We start from the raw sequence: 16,533 nt of genomic DNA, 5'->3' as shown, positions 1-16,533 counted from the left end.
AACAGTGGGAGCCAGAAGCTCAACGTCGTCAACGTGGCTGGATGTAAGCGACACACCGAAGTCTGTCAACACCCAATTTCAAGTTTCAACACCGTTAAAACTCAAAACCGGAAAGCTCAAATCACTTCGAACTTCCCACCTCATCAGCACCAATTTCTTAGCAACTTCAGAAGCTTGCCGGTCGCTGCGGGCCTTGCGGCGCCGCGGTCTCCAGCGATGAGCCGGGTTATAGGGACACCCGCCGAACCTGTAAAGCCTACAAAATGACAAAACTGACTTTTTCCAGATTCGCCGCACGGGGCCGTGTGGATAACTCGCCCAAGACCCTACGGTGTTGGGGCGTCTGCGCGTAACAGCCCCTCCTGTTTCAGTTCGGCCCAAAGCGCGGCCGGAATTGGATGGCGCATGGATTCAATGTTGCGGCCGACCTGGGACGGATGCAGCGCGCCTGGAATCACCGACGCGACAAGAGGGTGGTGAAGCGGAAATTGCAGCGCCGCCGCGGCCAGGGGCACTGCGTATCGTGCGCACACCGTCTCTATGCGCCTCACATGCTCGGCCTCCGCCGGAGATGGCTCGTGATAATTGTACTTGGCGCCGGGCACCGCGCCGGTTGCCAGAATACCCGAGGCGAACACGCCGCCGACGACCAGCCCAACACCACGCTGCTCGCATAGCGGAAATTCCTCGTCCAGCACCGGCTGCTCGGCCAGCGTGTAGGGCAGCGCCACGAGGAAGAAATCGAGGTCGAGCAGGTTGAGAAAGCGTGGAATGGTGCCGAGCCGGTTCACCCCTGCCCCGATGGCGCCGATCAGGCCATCGCCTTTCAGCTCCTCTAGCGCCCGCATCCCGCCGGCCGCCAATTGGCTCAGATGCGCCGCCAGCAGTGCCTCGGACCCCATATTGGCCAGATCGAGATCATGGATCAGCAGCATATCGATCCGATTAAGGCCCAGCCGCTGCAGGCTATCCTCATAGGAGCGCATCACCCCGTCATAGGAATAGTCGTAGTGATGCTGAAACTTGAGCCCCTCAGGCCAGGAGCGTTGCGTCTTGGCAAAGGCTTCCGGATCGGCTGGCGCGGTGAAGATGCGCCCCACCTTGGTGGACAGCCGGAACTGCGACCGTGGCTGGTTGAGCAGGAAATTGCCCATGCGGCGTTCGCTGAGGCCGCGGCCATACCAGGGCGAGGTATCGTAATAGCGTACGCCCTCGGCCCAGGCGGCCTCCATCGTTGTAACCGCATCGGCGTCGCTGACCGCTGCAAACAGATTGCCCAGCGGCGCACCGCCAAAGCCGATCTGCGGCAGCGTCACCCCCGTGCGGCCGAGCTGCCGCTGTTGGAACGGGTCCATCGCTACGCCGCGAACTGGCCGAACGGCACTTTGGTGGGCACGATCTGGGATAGTAACTCCTCGATCTCGCGGGCCGTCACGGCATCGATGAAGGTGGTCGGACTGCGGACTATTGGGGTGCGAATGACACCGCGGCGGACCAGTAACTCCTTGTGCATGAAGTAGAAGATATCGCCGCCCTGGTTGCCCAGTCGGTTGATCGCCATGATGGTTCGGTCGAAATGGTCTCGCGCCGCGACTTCGTCGCCGGCCTGGAATGCATCCCACACAGCCACGAAATCGGCCGGCTGGCTGCAGAACGGCATGGTGCCCAGCGCGCCGCGTCGCAATTCTTCGATGAAATAGCTGCCACCCGCGCCGCCGAATATGGTCAGCCGCTCGCCCGCGACCGTCGCCATGGCAGCCACCTTGCTGGTCACCGGCAGCGTTTCAACCTTGATATATTGCACATTGCGACAGGCGTCGGCGATGCGCAGCGCCAGCCCCGGCGGCACCGGCCCCTGCGGCACGTCCTGCAGGATGATCGGGATGCCCACATTGCGGTCGATCGCGGTGTAATAGTCGAAAATCTCCTCGGCGCTGACCGGCATGAACGAGGGCGGGATGACCATCAGCGCATCGGCGCCGGCAGCTTCGGCGGCCTTGGAATAGAATACCGCCAGGTCCGTGCCCGCGGCGCCGCTATTGATGACCATGGGCACCCGCTTGGCCGCCGCGCCGATGACGCAGCGTGTCACCTGCTCGCGCTCGGCTTCGTTGAACTTGAAGATCTCGCTGCCGAGCGCCACGCCCAGCCCATGCACGCCGGCCGCGATGTTGAACTCGACCAGATTGGCCAGACTCTCTTCGTCGATCCGACCATCCTCGAAAAACGGAGTAACGAGGATGGGGACGACGCCGTGCAGCATGGGAAGGGACATCAAAACTCTCTGAAAATTGGATCGTCAGTCGGCGTGAAACATTTCCTCGAGCGGCTCCTGCCAGGGCGAGAAGTCGGCATTGGTCTCCATGTAGGGCACCATCATCTCCCACCACTTCCACACGATGGGATCGATCGGGGCGTCGGGCACGGGAGGCTGGTCGAGTTCGTGATAGGCGAACAGCAGGATGCCATAGCGATAGATGGAGAAGTTGCGGGTGCCGCTGCGCGCCATCAGGTCGAGCATTTCGGGCCAGATTTCGTCGTGCTTCTGTTTGTAGATCGCCTCGTTACCGGGCTTGAGCTTCATCACCCATGCATGCCGCATCGTTTCCCCCTAAGCCACAACCGGCTGGGCCAGCAGCGGCCAATCGCCCAGATAACCGATGCGCCGACTGACCGCGCCGCAGGCCTCGTTCAGCAGCGCCACCTTGGGTATGATGGCCTCGCCCGGCGCCTTGACCGATGGACCGGTAATGCTCATCGAGCCGGCGGGATGGCCATTACGATCGAGTATCGGCACCGAGACGCAATAGACCCCGATCACCACCTCCTGGTCGTCGATCGAATAGCCGCGCGCCTTGATCCGCACGAGTTCGGCCTTGAGCACATCGAGATCGGTAATGGTCTTGGCCGTCAGCGCCACCAGCGGCAGCTCGAACACCTTGGCCTGCTCCGAAGGCGCCATATAGGCCAGCATGACCTTGCCGGCCCCCCCGCAATGCATCGGCCCGCGCGAGCCGATCCGCATATCGAGTTGCATGCCCTCATTGCCGCGCACCTTGTCGATGCACACGCCGTTGCGCCCGCTCAGCGCATTGAGGTTGACGGTCTCGCCCGTCGCCTGCGCGATCTTTTCGGCATGGGGCCGGGCCAGCCGCGGCAGTTCGATCCGTTCGAGCTGGCTGCCGGTGATTTCCAGCAGCCGGAACGACAGCTCCCACTCGCCATCGGCGGTCCGTTCGGCAATGCCCTCCTCCTCGAGGTCGAGCAGCAAGCGATGCACCGACCCCAGTGGCAAAGCCAGTTGGGTCGCTATGGCGCGCACGCCCAAAGGGCTCTTGCGCGCCAAAAGGTCCATCACTTGCACTGATCGCTTGATGCTCGACATTGCGACTGATCTTCCCCGCTACCAGAACTTCTTTTCCAGGGCCAAGGGATCGATCAGGTTGTCGTCGATATAGTCCCACTCGATTTCATAGCCCATGCCGGGGCCGGTGGGCATGTGCACGTAGCCTTCGGCATCGATCTTGTCGCAGGTGTTCTTGAGGTATGGATGCGGCGCGTCATAATCGACGCCGGGCGCCAACAGGCCCTTCTCATAATATTCCGACGTGTCCTCGGAAGTCGCGCCGATCACCTGCAGATTGCCCCAGCCCGCCATGTGCATTTCGCAGCGCAGGCCATAGGCCTCAGCGACGATGGCCGTCTTGCGCGCCCCGGTAATGCCGCCGCGCACCACGTCGATGCGGCTCATGTCACCGGCCCCGCGCAAAATCCACTCGGCGCGCGAAAACACGCCACCCGCGATGATTTCGGGCGACAGGATCGGGATCGAGAGTTCGCGCGATAGCCTCACATAGCTCTCAGTGCGGTATTCGGGCATCGGATGCTCGTACCAATAGAAGTTGAGCTTCTCCAGCTCGCGCCCGACCTGGATGGCCTCCTCCATGCTCATATACGTCCCCCAGGGATCGAACATCAGCACATAGTCCGGGCCTACAGCTTCGCGCACCAGATGGCAGGTCTCGATATCGGCCTTGATATTGCTCGGGCGACCGGGCGTCGGCTGGCCGGTTTCGGGATTCCAGAAGTAATGTGGATGGATTTTGTAGGCCTGATAGCCCTCAGTCTTGCAGGCCAGCGCGTGCTCGGCATAGACGTGCGGCTTGCCGATATTGGGATAGGTCGAGGCATAGGCCTTGACCTTTTCGCGCCCGGCGCCGCCCATCAGCTTATAGACCGGGGTATTGAAGGCGCGGCCCGCCAGATCCCACAGCGCATTGTCGATGACGCTGGCGACATTCTCGGGCGTATTGTTGACCCACAACCACTTCCACACCATTTCGCGGTCGAGCGGGTCCTGCCCCTTGAGCAGCGGCAAAATACGACCCCGGATCATCTGCTGATCGACGATATTGAGCCCTTCGGCATCGCCGTGCGAGCCGCCACCCAGATAATAGCCGGTGACGCCGGCATCGGTTTCGATGGCCAGGATGGTCTGCATCAGATCGGCCTTGGGCACGGGCAGCGCATGGCCCACGTCCCAGCGATCGGCATAGGTGCGGAACGTCTTGATGCGAATATCGGTGATTTTCACGGCAATGCGCCTTTCGAAGCGAGCTTTGGATTGAAAATTATTCGTAAGCGTCGCCGCCACGGAAGCGGTCGAGCAGAACGGCCGCCAGCAGCAGCAGGCCGACAATGATGTTGACGTAGTAGGGACTGATCGCCCGCAGATCGAGAATGTTGGACACCCCGGCCACCGCCAAAAGGCCCAGCGCCCCGCCGATGGGATTGCCGACACCGCCCCTCAGGATCGAATAGCCGCCGATCATCAGCGCCGCATAAACCTGGAACTCGAGACCCACGCCGGTGGCGCGCGCGGCGCTACCCAACTGGCCGGCAAAGACGATGCCGCCAAGCCCGCCGCCGAAAGCGCTCAACAACAGCGCAATCACCCGCACCCGCTTCACCGAAATACCGGCCCGCGCCGCCGCCCGGTCATCGCCACCCACCGCCTGCACGTGGCGGCCAAGGCGGCTCTTTGCCACCAGTAACGATGTAAGCAGCGTTAACACGACGGCGAGCAGGAAGAACAACGGCAGTCCGAACACCGATTGGTTGACCAGCGCAAACAGCCCCGGATTGAACGAGAAGATCGAGCCCTGTGGTCCGAGCAGCACCCAGGTGATGCCGCGCAGCGCCACCAGCATGCCCAATGTCGCCGCGATGGCTTCGGCACCAAAGCCCACAATGGCAATGGCATTGATCCCGCCAAATCCTAGGCAGGCAATCAGCGTCACCGGGGCAGCGGCCCAAGGGTCCCAACCCAAAGTCAGGAACAGCGCGAACAGCGCCGATGAAAACCCCACCATCGAGCCGATGGACAAATCCACCACGCCCGATAGCAGCGCAAAGCCGGCAAAGGCGCCCACGATCAGCGGCACGATCAGGAACGAGCCCATGATCGAAATATTGCCAAAACTAAGGAATTTCGGGCCGACCCAGATCAGCCCCACCGCGAGTACAACGATAAAGGTCAGCGCGATGCTGGCCACCGATCCGGTCAGCAGCTCGCGCACCGGATGGTGGGGAATGACATAGGTGTCACGCTTGGCGGCAAGATCGGTCATGGAGTGCCCCTTCGCGCCCGCATTCCATCGATGGCGACGGCGATAATCAGGATCAGGCCCTGGAAGATCGACTGCGTGTCCGAGGACAGCCCGAAGAACACCAGCGAGGTTGGAATGGTGGACAGGAACCCGACGCTGAGCAGCAGCATCCAGAAATTGCCGCGCCCACCCGCCAGCGAAATCCCCGCCAGGATCACCCCGGCAATGATATTGAGCTGCATGGCGCTGCCCGAGCCCGGATTGAACGGGCCGCTGGTCGCTGCGAACAGCACGGCCGCGAAGCCGACAAAACCACCGGCCGCCGTGAAGATGGCAAAGCGTGTCGCCTTGAGCGAAATGCCGCGCGCCCGTGCCGCCATGCGATTGCCGCCGACCGCCGTGGCGCGCCGACCATAGCGCGTACGGGGCAGCATGAAGCCGACCACCAGCACCAGCGCCACCATCGGCCACCAGATCGCCGGCAGTCCCAGAAAGCTGGCGCGGCCAAACGCATAAATCTCGCTGCGCTGAGGCACTTCGGCGAGCTGGAACACCAGGAACAAAGCCGCAAGGCCGATAAAATTGGTCGCCAGCGTCACGATCACCGGATTGAGCTTGGCGAAAACGATGATGCAGGCGTTGAACGCACCCCATGCCATCCCAGTCAGGATGGCCCCGATGATCACCACCCAAAGCGGCATCCCGGCTTCGGACAACCGCACCGCCACAAGGCTCGCGGTGATCATCCCCGCCGGCTGGCTAAGATCGATGAAGCCGCCGGAGATGGCCACCAGCCCCTGCCCGATCGACAGCACGCCGACAATCGACATGGTGAAAGCCACCGCGAGCAGCGTCTGATGCGAGATGAAATCTGCGCGGTATATGCCGGTGGCTGCGATGAGCAGCAGCCACGCGACGATGAGCATGAGCCCGGTGCCCCAACCGTGGAACCGCACCTGCAGCGTCATGGCTGGCGGAGAGGCTGGCATGGTTTGATCGAGGGACATCTGGTTACTCGATTACTTGTTCGGGCAGAACAGTTCGTACTCGGTGGTCCCGGTCGGGGCCGCGAGCAGTTGCGTGACGCGGGCCGCCATATCGGGCACCGATTTTGCCTGTTCGGCCGAAACCGGGCATGGCTGCACCTTGGATGCCGGATCGCCGGCATCGGCCTTGAGCGCAGGAACGGTGCCAGCCGCAATCGGCCCGATCACGTCCTTGATGGCGTAAACGGCATAGCCTTCGAGGAAGTAGAACACCGAGCCCGCCAGGTGCGGATTGACATTGTCGCCGGTGATGAAGGCGCCGTCCTGGCCCCAGCCGATCACGCCATCGGCGCGGCCAAGCTGTTCGGCGGCATTGATCAGCGACAGCACGCCGCCGTCATTGAGACCGACTACGGCCATGGTCTTGGCATCTGGGTGAGCCGCCAGCAGATCGCGGGCAGCCGGCAGGCCGACAGCAGCGTCGCCCTGGCTTTCGAACGACACATACTTGGCGTCCGGAATATCCGGGCACACTTCCTTGAGGCCGGTGCGCATGCCACCGGTGCGCCATTCGTTGACGATGCCTGCCGAAGCCCCTTCCGCCGAAATCACCAGGTCGGGATTGCAGTCCCACTTGGCCTTGATCAGCTCGCCGAGCTGCTTGCCACCAGCGATGCCGGCCGCAAGGTTGTCGATGCCGACGAAATACATGCCGGGATCGGCGATATCATAGGTGACGACCGGGATATTGGCGGCCTTCAGGACGGCCGCGATCGCCGGGTTGGCGGTCGGCTGACCATTGAACTGGATGACGGCATTGACGCCTTCCTGCACAAAGATTTGTGCATTCTTCAGTGCCGTTGCTGGATCGTTGTTGTTGGAAAGTTCGACATAATCCCAGCCATTCTTTTCGGCCAGCGCGCGGGCAACATCGCCCTGTGCCTTCATCCATTCGCAGCAGGTATTGCCGCCAACGGCCATGCCGAGTTTGAATTTATCCTGGGCCGAGACCGTTCCGGCAAAGCCGGCGGCGGCAAGCACGAGTGTAAGCATCATCATGGCGATGACGCGCAGAGACCGACGCAGCATGGGTTCCTCCTCAAGGGTGCGATAAGTCCGTAAAGTCCCGCGCTGCCGGTTATCCGGTTCTAGGCGGGAAGAGCTGTCTCGGCCTCCTGCTGGTGATCGCCCGGAATGGCTCCGGTGATCAGGCCGACGATTTCGGACACTTGCGTATCCTTGACGGTGCGCGTGGCAATCGAGCGGCCCAGCCGCATCACGGTGATGCGGTCGGCAACGGACATCAATTGCTGCATATTGTGGCTGACGATGATCACGCTGACATCCTGCTTGCGCAGTTCGCGGATCACATCGAGCACCTGGCCGGTTTCGCGCACCCCCAGCGCCGCAGTCGGCTCGTCGAGGATGACGATGCGGCGGCCCCAGAGCAGCGCGCGGGCAATGGCGAGGCACTGGCGCTGGCCGCCCGACATGCCTTTGACCGTGACATTGATCGAGGGAATCTTGACCTGCAGGCTATCGAGCACTTCGCGCGCCCGTTGCCGCATCTGCCGGTCGTCGACCAGGTTGAAGAACCGCGCCACCGGGTTTTTGGAAATCTCTTCGCGCCCCAGATAGACGTTCTGGTAGGCGGTCATCGTGTCGACCAGCGCCAGGTCTTGGTAGACCGTCTCGATCCCCGCATCCATGGCGTCCTGCGCGCGGCGCAATTGGATCGGCGTGCCATCGACGAGCACCTCGCCACTGCTGGCGCTGATGATGCCGGACAGGATTTTCAGCAGCGTCGACTTGCCCGCGCCATTGTCGCCGACCAGCCCCAGCACTTCGTTTTTATTCAAGGTTAGCGAGGCATCGGCCAGCGCAATGACGGCACCGAAATGCCGCGCAATGTGCCGTGCCTCGAGTACAGGCTGAGACAGCAGGTCATCCATAAGTACGCCTCCTGATGTTCCATATTTGGAACACTCGTACCATATATAGAACGCTAAACCGCGAGGAGGCTGGGTGTCAAGGCACCTGTGGCGTCTCAGACCAAAGACTAATGGGACGTGCTAGACGACGGCGTCCAGCACGTCGCGATCGGCGAGAACCATACCGAAACCGGGCGCTTCCGACAATTTCAGCTTGCCGTTCTGCGGAATCGGCTCGCCTTCGAACAGGTCGCCAAACACCGGCATGATGGTGCGCCCATCGGGGCTGGCGGCGACATATTCGCAGAAGGCCGGGCCCGGCTGGCTGGCGATGAACTGATAGGAATAGGGCCCGCTGCCATGCGGCACGACAGGGATGTCGTAGGCCGAGGCATGCGCTGCGATCTTGAGCAGCTCGGTCATCCCGCCGACCCACATCACGTCCGGCTGCACGATATCGAGCGTGCGCTCCTCGATCAGCCGCCGGAAGCCGTAGCGGGTGTATTCGTGCTCGCCGGTCGTCCATTTGATGGTGGGGTGCGCGTGCTTGATGGCGCGGAACCCCTCGATATCCTCGGGCGACAGCACCTCTTCCCACCAATGGATATTGAGGTGTTTGCACACCTCCGCCAGCCGGATGGCATAGTCCACCGTCAGCGACATGTAGCAATCGACCATCAGCGGATAATCCGGCCCGACCGTCGCGCGATGCGCCGCCAGGAATGCCACATTGGCCCGCAGCCCATCTTCGCCATCGAAATGGCTATGCGGCAATGGCACCTTGGCACCCCAGAAACCGAGCGCCTTGATCGCATCCGGCGCCGGGCCCGTGCAGTAAAAGGTGATCTCGTCGCGGCTGAGCCCGCCGATGAGATTATACACCGGCTCGCTCCGAACCTTGCCCACCAGATCCCACAGCGCCAAGTCGACAGCGCTGATCGCCATGATCGGCAGCCCCTTGCGCCCATAGGGCAGTGTGGCGCGATAAAGCTGGTCCCAGATCAGATTGAGGTTGCGCGCATCCTGGCCCACCACGAAGCGGGCAAAGTGATGCTTGATCAACCACGCCGCCGGCGCGCCGCCGCTGCCGGTCGCCACGCCGACCGTGCCGTCCTCGGTCTCGATCTCCACCACGAGCGCGCCCAGCACCCCAATACCCCAGCTCGACCGCTTCTCGCGATACGCCGGATAACCCGACATCGGGTTGGAAATCAGCGAGTCCACCAGCCAGTGATTGGACAGGCCGGGCTTGAAATAGGTCCCCGCCTTGGCCGTCGGCTTGATCGTATAGACCCGCAGATCCTTGATGCGGAACGCCGCGCTCATGGCAGCAGGAACACGCGCTTCAGCCCCACCTGCGTGGGCACATTGTTCGCGTCGGTCTCCATCACATCGGCCATGTGCTTCCACCAGCGCTTCATGATTTCCGTCTCGGGGAGGCGATCCATGGTGTGATCGTCGGTGCGGGTCAGGATGCCGAACAGGTGGTTGCTCTCAGGATCAAGCCAGATCGAATAATCCGACACGCCCGCATCCTTAAGCGCCTTGGACAGCTCGGGGAAAATCTCGTCATGGCGCTTTTCGTATTCGGCGGTCTGGCCGGGATTGAGGTTCATGCGAAAGGCGATACGTTCTGACATTTTGACCCTACTGAAGTTTGCCGGCTTCCATGGATTGAATAGTGGTGTCGCGGACATGTTCGAGATGCGCCCGATAGGCGGCCACTGCCGCGTCGGCATCACCCGCGACCAGCGCATCGGCCACCGCGATATGCTGGCTGACACTATGCGAAATCACCCCGGGCACTTCGCTCGCCGTCCGCCGCACATCCAGCCCCATGTCGTAGAGCACCTGCGCCAGCGCCGATAACAGCTCGTTGGCCGCGCCGCCATTGATGGCCTGGTGGAACTCGATATCCAGCAGTCGGAACGCCACCGGATCGTGCTGAAACGCCTTGCCATCGACGGCCAGCTTATGAATGCGCTGCCGCAGCTCCGGCATCGCGCGTAGCGCACACAGCCGCACCAGTTCCAGATCGACCACCGTGCGGGCCTCGAACTGCTTGTGCACGTCATATTCAGCGACCGACAGAATAGTATTGAACGGCGCGACCAGCCGGCTCGGCGTCAAATCGGTGACGGTGTAGCGCCCGCCCTGCCGGCTCACCAGCACGCCCATCAGCGTCAGCGCCTTCAGCGCCTCGCGCAAAGGCGGCCGCGAAATGCCGAAGGCGATGCCCATCTGCGCCTCGGTGGGCAGCTTATCCCCCGATTTCAGATTGCCGCTCTTGATCATCGCCATGATGCGATTGGCGACTTGCTCGGCCAGCGACTTGCGCTCCAGAGTCACGCCGCCAAAATCCTGGCCGGTCTCGTCGGCCAAGCCATCGCTCCCCAGGACCGGACCGTCTTCAAAGACCTGTGCGATGGGTTTGGCCATGCTGCGCCCTAAAGCCCGAGTCGATAAAAACAATTGGCATTGTCGCGATAGATCTTTCGGGTATCGGCCTCGCTCAGCCCCAGACTCGCGAAGGCATTATCGAGCACCTCCACCCAGCGAGGCAGCGTCGTCGCTTGCAGGCACACTGGATAATCGCCACCATAAATAGTCCGCTCCACCCCAAAGCTCTCCAGCGTCGCCGCGATGAACGGCCGCAAATCCGCTTCCATCCAGTTCTTCTTGTCGGCCTCCACCGGCAAGTCCGACAGCTTGATCCACAGGTTCGGATGCTGCGCTAGCTCCGCAACATCCTCGCGATACTGCGCGATCGCCCCCTCCGCAATCCCCGGTTTGCCGCAGTGATCTAGGATCAGTTTTACGTTGGGCACGCGGTGCACGAACTCGCGCACGATATCCATCTGCGTGTGATTGACGTTGATCTCGAAGTGAAACCCGAACTTCTCGAGCAGGTTCACGCCCTCGATGAAATTGGCGCTCAAGGTCAGCGCTCGCGGATCGGCATCGAATTCGACGATGCGGCGAATGCCCCGCACGCTGGGATGCGCGCTGGCCATCTGCTGCAGCATCGGCTCGACCCGCGCGCCCCATTCCAGCGGCGCCATCGGCACGATCGCCTTCAGCCGCGGATCGCGCAGCGCCTCTTCTTCGACAAAGGCGACTTCTTCCAGATATTGCCCGCCCACCGGGGTGAAGTCCGCATAACATTCAAGGAACACCATGGCCTCGACCTCAACATCGCCCAGCGCGTCGGCATAATCCTCGACATGATAATCGCGGCCGAAGAGCGGATCGCCCACGAAGCCCGCATAGGCCAGCCGGCTGTGATCCCAGATGTGCAGGTGCGTATCGATGATAGGGAAATTCGGCATCGGTGTCGTCCCACGCCCGCTAGCGTCAAGTTGAACTCGCCGCCAGAAATGGCACAACTTTAGAACTTGTCAAACTTATTTTTGTCTGACAAGTTTCGCCTCGATCAAGGCGGCCGCAGAGCTGTGATCGGTCGTCCGGAGGAGGTTCAAGCAATGCCGTTGTCACTATCGGACCGTCGCCGCATCGGCCGCACTGCGCTCGAATTGCCGGTGTTCGGCTTTGGCGCGGCCCATCTCGGCGAGCTCTACAAAAAGCTCACCGAGGCGCAGTCCGATGCCACTCTTGACGCCGCCTGGGACATTGGCGTGCGCGCCTATGACACCGCCGCCTGGTATGGCCGCGGCCTGTCCGAGCATCGCTTAGGCGGGTTCCTGCGCACCAAGCTGCGGGCCGAATTCACCATCAATACCAAGGTCGGCCGCATCCTGACGCGCCCTGCCGATCCGGCCAATTTCAGCACGGCGCCGTGGACCGGCGGCCTGCCCTTCGATGTGGTGTTCGACTATACCTATGACGGCATCATGCGCTCCTACGAGCAGCTGCTGCAGCGCCTCGCGCTCAACACCGTCGATTCCCTGACCATCCACGACATCGACACGATGTTTCATACACCCGATCAGGTCGATTTCTACATGAAGCAGTTGACCGGCGGCGGCATGAAGGCGCTGGCCGAGCTCAAGGCCAACGGCGATATCAAGTCGATTGGCCTGGGCAACAATATCCCCGGCGATCTCGGCCGCAAGCTCAGCGAAATCGACGTCGACTTCGCCATCGTCGCCATGCCCTATACCCTGCTCAACCAGACCATCCTGCATACCGATATGCAGCTTTGCCTCGAGCGGAACGTCGGCGTCATCATCGGCGCACCCTTCGCCTCCGGCATCCTGGTCACCGGCTCCGGCGCCGGAGCCATGTACGCCTATGGCGCGGCCTCGCCCGACGTGCAGCAGAAGGTTCAGGCTATCGAGGCCGTCTGTGCGACGCACAATGTGCGCCTGCCGGTCGCCGCCCTGCAATTCCCCCTCGCGCACCCTGCGGTTGTTTCGATCATCCCCGGCGCTTCCGGCCCCGAGGAAGTCCGCCAGAACGTGGCGGCGCTCTCAGTATCAATCCCGGCCGCATTCTGGTCCGACCTCAAAACGCAGGGCCTGCTTGAGGCCGAGGCCCCGGTGCCCGCTCCATGACAGACACCATGCCCCTGATCAGCGCCCGCGGTATCTCCAAGCACTTCGCTGCCATCGATGTGCTGCGCGATGTCGACCTCGACCTGCAGCGCGGCGAAATCCATGCGCTGCTGGGCGAGAACGGCGCCGGCAAATCCACCTTCGCCAAAATCTTGGCCGGCGTGCATCGCCCCTCGCGCGGCACGATCACGATGAATGGCGAGACGGTCGATATTCTCAACCCGATCGTCGCCCAAAAGCTCGGCATCACCCTGATCCATCAGGAGCCGATTTCCTTCCCCGATCTGTCGGTCGCCGAAAATCTCGTACTCGGTCGCGGCGATGGCGGCTGGTTCGCCAGAGTGCCGTGGAGCCAGATGACGCGCGATGCCCGCGAACTGATGGACCTGCTCGGCGTACGTATCGACGTCACCAAGCCGATGCGTGGCCTCTCCATCGCCGATCAGCAAATGGTCGAAATCGCCCGGGCTTTGGCGTCCGACAGCCGCCTCATCATCATGGACGAACCCACCGCGCCGCTAACGCCCAAGGAAGTCGAGACCCTGTTCGGCATCGCCCGCCGCCTACGCGATGAAGGCCGCACCATCATCTTCATCTCGCATCGGCTCGAAGAAGTCCGCGCCCTCTGTGACCGCGTCACCATTTTCCGCGACGGCAACAAGATCGCCACCGACACCATCGGCAACCTGACCGATGCCGACATCATCCGCCTGATGATCGGCCGACCGCTCAAGGAATTCCGCCACAAGGCCCGCGCTGAAATTGGCGATATCGCGCTCAAGGTCGAAGGCCTGACGCTGCCGGGCGTGTTCCACGACATCAGCTTCGAAGTCCGCAAAGGCGAAATCGTCGGCCTTGGAGGCCTCGTTGGCGCCGGCCGCACCGATGTGGCTCGCGCCATTTTCGGCGTCGCCCCGGCCACCAGCGGCACCGTCACCGTCGCCGGCAAGCGCGTCAGCATCACCGAGCCAGCGCAGGCCATCGATCTCGGCCTCGCCTTCGTCCCCGAAGACCGTGCCGCCGCCGGCATTTTCCGCACCCTGTCGGTCGAGGAAAACATCTCCGCCGCCGTCCCCAAGCAGATAGCCCCCACCGGCTTCATCCGCCGCGCCGTCGAGAAGGCCTTGGCGCAAGAATCCGTACGCAAGCTGAGCATAAAACTCGCCTCCTTGCGCCAGCCCATCGGCGAACTCTCCGGCGGCAACCAGCAAAAGGCCATCCTCGCGCGCTGGCTGCTCACCAATCCTAGCGTCCTCATCCTCGACGAGCCGACCCGCGGCATCGATATCGGCGTCAAGGCCGAGTTCTACGACATGATCGGCGACCTTGCCGCCTCCGGCCGCGCCATCCTCCTGATCTCGTCCGAATTGCCCGAACTCTTGGCGCTGTGCGACCGCATCCTCGTCATGTCCGAGGGCCGGCTCACCGCCGACATTGCCCGTGCCGAGGCCACCCAGGAAACCATCATGAGTGCAGCCGTGCCCCGCACCGCCCGCGCCGGAGTGGCCGCATGACCGCCCTCCGCAATATCCTGCTCAGGCGCGAAGCCGGCATCCTCGTGATGATCATCCTCTTCTGCCTCGCCGTCGGCACGCAGAAACCGCAATTTCTGACGCTGGATAGCCTGCGCATCGTCCTGCTGCTGATCCCGCTGATCCTGATCGGCGCCATGGGTCAGATGCTGGTTATCGTCGCCCGCCATGTCGATCTGTCCATCGGCTCCATGCTCGGTTTTTCGGCCATGGTCACCGGCATGATGTTCAAGTTTCACCCCGAAATCTGGTGGCCCATCGGCTTTCTGGTCTCGATCGGCACCGGCGCGCTGCTCGGCCTGATCAATGGCTTCTTGGTCACGCTGTTCCGCTTGCCAGCGATCATCGTCACCCTAGGCACGCTCAATCTCTATCGCGGCCTGACCTACATCGTCTCCAACGCCAAGCAGATCGACCGCCAATACGTCCCCACCGCGCTCAAATCCATGTCGCAGACATCGCCGATTTTCGGCATTCCGTGGATCATCTTCATCAGCTTCGGCGTGGCGCTGCTGACCTACATTTTCGTCATGCACACCCGCGTCGGTCGGCAGATTTTCGCCCTCGGCTCCAACCCGGTCGCCGCCCCCCTGCGCGGCGTCGCCGTCACCCGCGTCACGCTGCTGGTGTTCTCGATTTCCGGCGCACTCTCCGGCCTCGCCGGCATTCTCTATGCCAGCCGCTGGGGTTTCGTGAATCCGTCCAATACCGGCTCGGGCTTCGAGTTTCAGGTGATCGCAGCAGTGGTCATCGGCGGCGTCTCCATCAATGGCGGCGTCGGCACGGTGCTCGGCACCATTCTCGGCGTCCTCCTGCTCGGCTGCGTCGCCGCCGCTTTGCCCCTGCTCGGCATTCCCGGCACCACCCAAAGCGCCATCTACGGCGCCGTCATCCTGATCGCCCTGCTCATCGACCGCACAGTTCGCCAGCAGGGCATAAAGAGCCTGACGAGGGCCCGCGCATGAGCGCCATCCACACCCCAGCAACGCGCGACCTGCCCCCCGCCCGCCCCCGCTGGCAGGTCATCGTCATCCGCCCCGAAACCATGACGCTGGTGCTGCTGATCGCGGCCCTGTTCGGCGCGAGCCTCCTCTCGCCCTACTTCCTCGATGTCGGCTATATCCTGCGCAGCTTCACGCTTTCGGCCGAATTTGCCATCGTCGCGCTGGTGCTGACCATGATCATCATCGCCGGCGAGATCGACCTCTCCCCCGCCGCCAATATGGCGCTCTCGGCCTGCCTCTTCGCCTTCGCCCAACAGGCCGGCATCCCCATGCCACTGGCCATAGCCATCGGCCTGTTCGCCGGCCTCGTCATGGGCGCCATCAACGGCTTCATGGTCATTCGCCTGCAAATCCCATCCATCATCGTCACCATCGGCACGCTGACGCTCTATCGCGGCCTCGCCCAGGTCATTGCCGGCGACAAATCCATCCGCGTGCCCGATTGGTTCATCGGCATCAATACCGTGCTGATCGCCGGCATTCCGCTGACCGTGCTGATCTTCATCATCGCCTCGATCATTTTGGGCGTGGTCCTGTCCATGACCATCTTCGGCCGCCAGATTTACCAGATCGGCACCAATGAAGTCGCCGCGCGCCATGCCGGCATTCGCAGCCAGCGCATCAAGATGAGCCTGTTCCTCTTGATGGGTCTCGTCAGCGCCGCCGCCGGCCTGATGACCGCCTCGCGCCTCGGCTCGGTCCGCTACGATCTGGGCCTCGGCGGCGAGCTCCAGATGGTGCTGATGGCCATGCTCGGCGGCACCTACATTTTCGGCGGGCGGGGCACCATTCTGGGCACTTTCCTTGCCGCCTGGCTCTTGGTCATCGTCTCCACCGGCATGACCGTCGCCAATGTCCCGCCGTCCGTCCAGCTCGTCGTTCAGGGCGTGCTGCTGATCGTCTCCATCATCGCCACCAATTTCATCTATTCCCGCACCCAGCGGTGACGGGCTATTC

Annotated in this window: 17 protein-coding genes; 4 read left to right on the top strand and 13 right to left on the bottom strand. The window is 62.5% G+C overall.

Annotated features, from left to right (window positions below; genetic code table 11):
- Positions 1–326 precede the first annotated feature (326 nt).
- The 13 genes from ABIB57_RS20750 to ABIB57_RS20690 form a co-directional block, all read right to left on the bottom strand.
- A complete protein-coding gene (locus ABIB57_RS20750; protein ID WP_354043148.1) occupies positions 327–1,355 on the bottom strand; it encodes an aldo/keto reductase in 1,029 nt (342 codons plus the stop codon).
- A gap of 2 nt (positions 1,356–1,357) precedes the next feature.
- On the bottom strand, positions 1,358–2,275 hold the full coding sequence (locus ABIB57_RS20745; protein WP_354043147.1) for a dihydrodipicolinate synthase family protein: 918 nt from the start codon (positions 2,273–2,275) through the stop codon (positions 1,358–1,360).
- A 24-nt stretch (positions 2,276–2,299) separates the two neighbouring features.
- Positions 2,300–2,602, bottom strand: coding sequence for an L-rhamnose mutarotase (locus ABIB57_RS20740; RefSeq protein ID WP_354043146.1), 303 nt, complete (start codon positions 2,600–2,602; stop codon positions 2,300–2,302).
- Positions 2,603–2,611: 9 nt separating this feature from the next.
- On the bottom strand, positions 2,612–3,385 hold the full coding sequence (locus tag ABIB57_RS20735; RefSeq protein ID WP_354043145.1) for an IclR family transcriptional regulator: 774 nt from the start codon (positions 3,383–3,385) through the stop codon (positions 2,612–2,614).
- An 18-nt stretch (positions 3,386–3,403) separates the two neighbouring features.
- Positions 3,404–4,594: an enolase C-terminal domain-like protein gene (locus ABIB57_RS20730; protein ID WP_354043144.1), complete on the bottom strand. Its 1,191-nt coding sequence runs from the start codon at positions 4,592–4,594 to the stop codon at positions 3,404–3,406.
- Positions 4,595–4,631: 37 nt separating this feature from the next.
- Positions 4,632–5,630, bottom strand: a complete 999-nt coding sequence (locus ABIB57_RS20725) for an ABC transporter permease (RefSeq protein WP_354043143.1) — start codon at positions 5,628–5,630, stop codon at positions 4,632–4,634.
- Positions 5,627–6,616: an ABC transporter permease gene (locus tag ABIB57_RS20720; RefSeq protein ID WP_354043142.1), complete on the bottom strand. Its 990-nt coding sequence runs from the start codon at positions 6,614–6,616 to the stop codon at positions 5,627–5,629. Before ABIB57_RS20720 ends, ABIB57_RS20725 begins: the two co-directional genes overlap by 4 nt.
- A gap of 12 nt (positions 6,617–6,628) precedes the next feature.
- A complete protein-coding gene (locus ABIB57_RS20715; protein WP_354043141.1) occupies positions 6,629–7,684 on the bottom strand; it encodes a sugar ABC transporter substrate-binding protein in 1,056 nt (351 codons plus the stop codon).
- Between the two features lie 59 nt (positions 7,685–7,743).
- On the bottom strand, positions 7,744–8,547 hold the full coding sequence (locus ABIB57_RS20710) for an ATP-binding cassette domain-containing protein (protein ID WP_354043140.1): 804 nt from the start codon (positions 8,545–8,547) through the stop codon (positions 7,744–7,746).
- Positions 8,548–8,667: 120 nt separating this feature from the next.
- Positions 8,668–9,852 carry an L-rhamnonate dehydratase gene (gene rhmD, locus ABIB57_RS20705; RefSeq protein WP_354043139.1) on the bottom strand — a complete coding sequence of 395 codons (1,185 nt, stop codon included), beginning with the start codon at positions 9,850–9,852 and terminating at the stop codon, positions 8,668–8,670.
- Complete coding sequence (rhaM, locus tag ABIB57_RS20700; RefSeq protein ID WP_354043138.1) at positions 9,849–10,166, bottom strand: L-rhamnose mutarotase; 318 nt, start codon at positions 10,164–10,166, stop codon at positions 9,849–9,851. The genes rhmD and rhaM overlap by 4 nt, the downstream gene beginning before the upstream one ends.
- Before the next feature lie 7 nt (positions 10,167–10,173).
- The gene (locus ABIB57_RS20695; protein WP_354043137.1) at positions 10,174–10,965 is read right to left on the bottom strand and encodes a FadR/GntR family transcriptional regulator; all 792 of its coding nucleotides are present in this window, start codon (positions 10,963–10,965) and stop codon (positions 10,174–10,176) included.
- Between the two features lie 8 nt (positions 10,966–10,973).
- The gene (locus ABIB57_RS20690) at positions 10,974–11,855 is read right to left on the bottom strand and encodes an amidohydrolase family protein (RefSeq protein ID WP_354043136.1); all 882 of its coding nucleotides are present in this window, start codon (positions 11,853–11,855) and stop codon (positions 10,974–10,976) included.
- Between the two features lie 153 nt (positions 11,856–12,008).
- Between ABIB57_RS20690 and ABIB57_RS20685 the strand changes: the two genes are divergently transcribed.
- Genes ABIB57_RS20685 through ABIB57_RS20670 form a run of 4 tightly spaced genes read left to right on the top strand, consistent with a single transcriptional unit; the run spans position 12,009 to position 16,523 of the window.
- Positions 12,009–13,040 (top strand): aldo/keto reductase, encoded by a 1,032-nt coding sequence (locus ABIB57_RS20685; RefSeq protein WP_354043135.1) that lies wholly within the window; start codon positions 12,009–12,011, stop codon positions 13,038–13,040.
- Entirely contained in the window at positions 13,037–14,554 is a 1,518-nt protein-coding gene (locus tag ABIB57_RS20680; RefSeq protein ID WP_354043134.1) for a sugar ABC transporter ATP-binding protein, read from the top strand. Before ABIB57_RS20685 ends, ABIB57_RS20680 begins: the two co-directional genes overlap by 4 nt.
- Positions 14,551–15,537, top strand: a complete 987-nt coding sequence (locus ABIB57_RS20675) for an ABC transporter permease (RefSeq protein WP_354043133.1) — start codon at positions 14,551–14,553, stop codon at positions 15,535–15,537. The genes ABIB57_RS20680 and ABIB57_RS20675 overlap by 4 nt, the downstream gene beginning before the upstream one ends.
- Entirely contained in the window at positions 15,534–16,523 is a 990-nt protein-coding gene (locus ABIB57_RS20670) for an ABC transporter permease (RefSeq protein ID WP_354043132.1), read from the top strand. The genes ABIB57_RS20675 and ABIB57_RS20670 overlap by 4 nt, the downstream gene beginning before the upstream one ends.
- Positions 16,524–16,533 lie beyond the last annotated feature (10 nt).

The organism is Devosia sp. UYZn731 (assembly GCF_040546795.1).
GTDB lineage: Bacteria > Pseudomonadota > Alphaproteobacteria > Rhizobiales > Devosiaceae > Devosia.
This window is presented reverse-complemented; position numbering and strand designations above follow the sequence as displayed.

What these genes read in the sequence shown, in the direction of transcription:
- ABIB57_RS20750 (WP_354043148.1), bottom strand. Translation starts at nt 1,355, where the DNA reads ATGGACCCGTTCCAACAGCGGCAGCTCGGCCGCACGGGGGTGACGCTG.
- ABIB57_RS20745 (WP_354043147.1), bottom strand. Translation starts at nt 2,275, where the DNA reads ATGTCCCTTCCCATGCTGCACGGCGTCGTCCCCATCCTCGTTACTCCG.
- ABIB57_RS20740 (WP_354043146.1), bottom strand. Translation starts at nt 2,602, where the DNA reads ATGCGGCATGCATGGGTGATGAAGCTCAAGCCCGGTAACGAGGCGATC.
- ABIB57_RS20735 (WP_354043145.1), bottom strand. Translation starts at nt 3,385, where the DNA reads ATGTCGAGCATCAAGCGATCAGTGCAAGTGATGGACCTTTTGGCGCGC.
- ABIB57_RS20725 (WP_354043143.1), bottom strand. Translation starts at nt 5,630, where the DNA reads ATGACCGATCTTGCCGCCAAGCGTGACACCTATGTCATTCCCCACCAT.
- ABIB57_RS20720 (WP_354043142.1), bottom strand. Translation starts at nt 6,616, where the DNA reads ATGTCCCTCGATCAAACCATGCCAGCCTCTCCGCCAGCCATGACGCTG.
- ABIB57_RS20715 (WP_354043141.1), bottom strand. Translation starts at nt 7,684, where the DNA reads ATGCTGCGTCGGTCTCTGCGCGTCATCGCCATGATGATGCTTACACTC.
- ABIB57_RS20710 (WP_354043140.1), bottom strand. Translation starts at nt 8,547, where the DNA reads ATGGATGACCTGCTGTCTCAGCCTGTACTCGAGGCACGGCACATTGCG.
- rhmD (WP_354043139.1), bottom strand. Translation starts at nt 9,852, where the DNA reads ATGAGCGCGGCGTTCCGCATCAAGGATCTGCGGGTCTATACGATCAAG.
- rhaM (WP_354043138.1), bottom strand. Translation starts at nt 10,166, where the DNA reads ATGTCAGAACGTATCGCCTTTCGCATGAACCTCAATCCCGGCCAGACC.
- ABIB57_RS20695 (WP_354043137.1), bottom strand. Translation starts at nt 10,965, where the DNA reads ATGGCCAAACCCATCGCACAGGTCTTTGAAGACGGTCCGGTCCTGGGG.
- ABIB57_RS20690 (WP_354043136.1), bottom strand. Translation starts at nt 11,855, where the DNA reads ATGCCGAATTTCCCTATCATCGATACGCACCTGCACATCTGGGATCAC.
- ABIB57_RS20685 (WP_354043135.1), top strand. Translation starts at nt 12,009, where the DNA reads ATGCCGTTGTCACTATCGGACCGTCGCCGCATCGGCCGCACTGCGCTC.
- ABIB57_RS20680 (WP_354043134.1), top strand. Translation starts at nt 13,037, where the DNA reads ATGACAGACACCATGCCCCTGATCAGCGCCCGCGGTATCTCCAAGCAC.
- ABIB57_RS20675 (WP_354043133.1), top strand. Translation starts at nt 14,551, where the DNA reads ATGACCGCCCTCCGCAATATCCTGCTCAGGCGCGAAGCCGGCATCCTC.
- ABIB57_RS20670 (WP_354043132.1), top strand. Translation starts at nt 15,534, where the DNA reads ATGAGCGCCATCCACACCCCAGCAACGCGCGACCTGCCCCCCGCCCGC.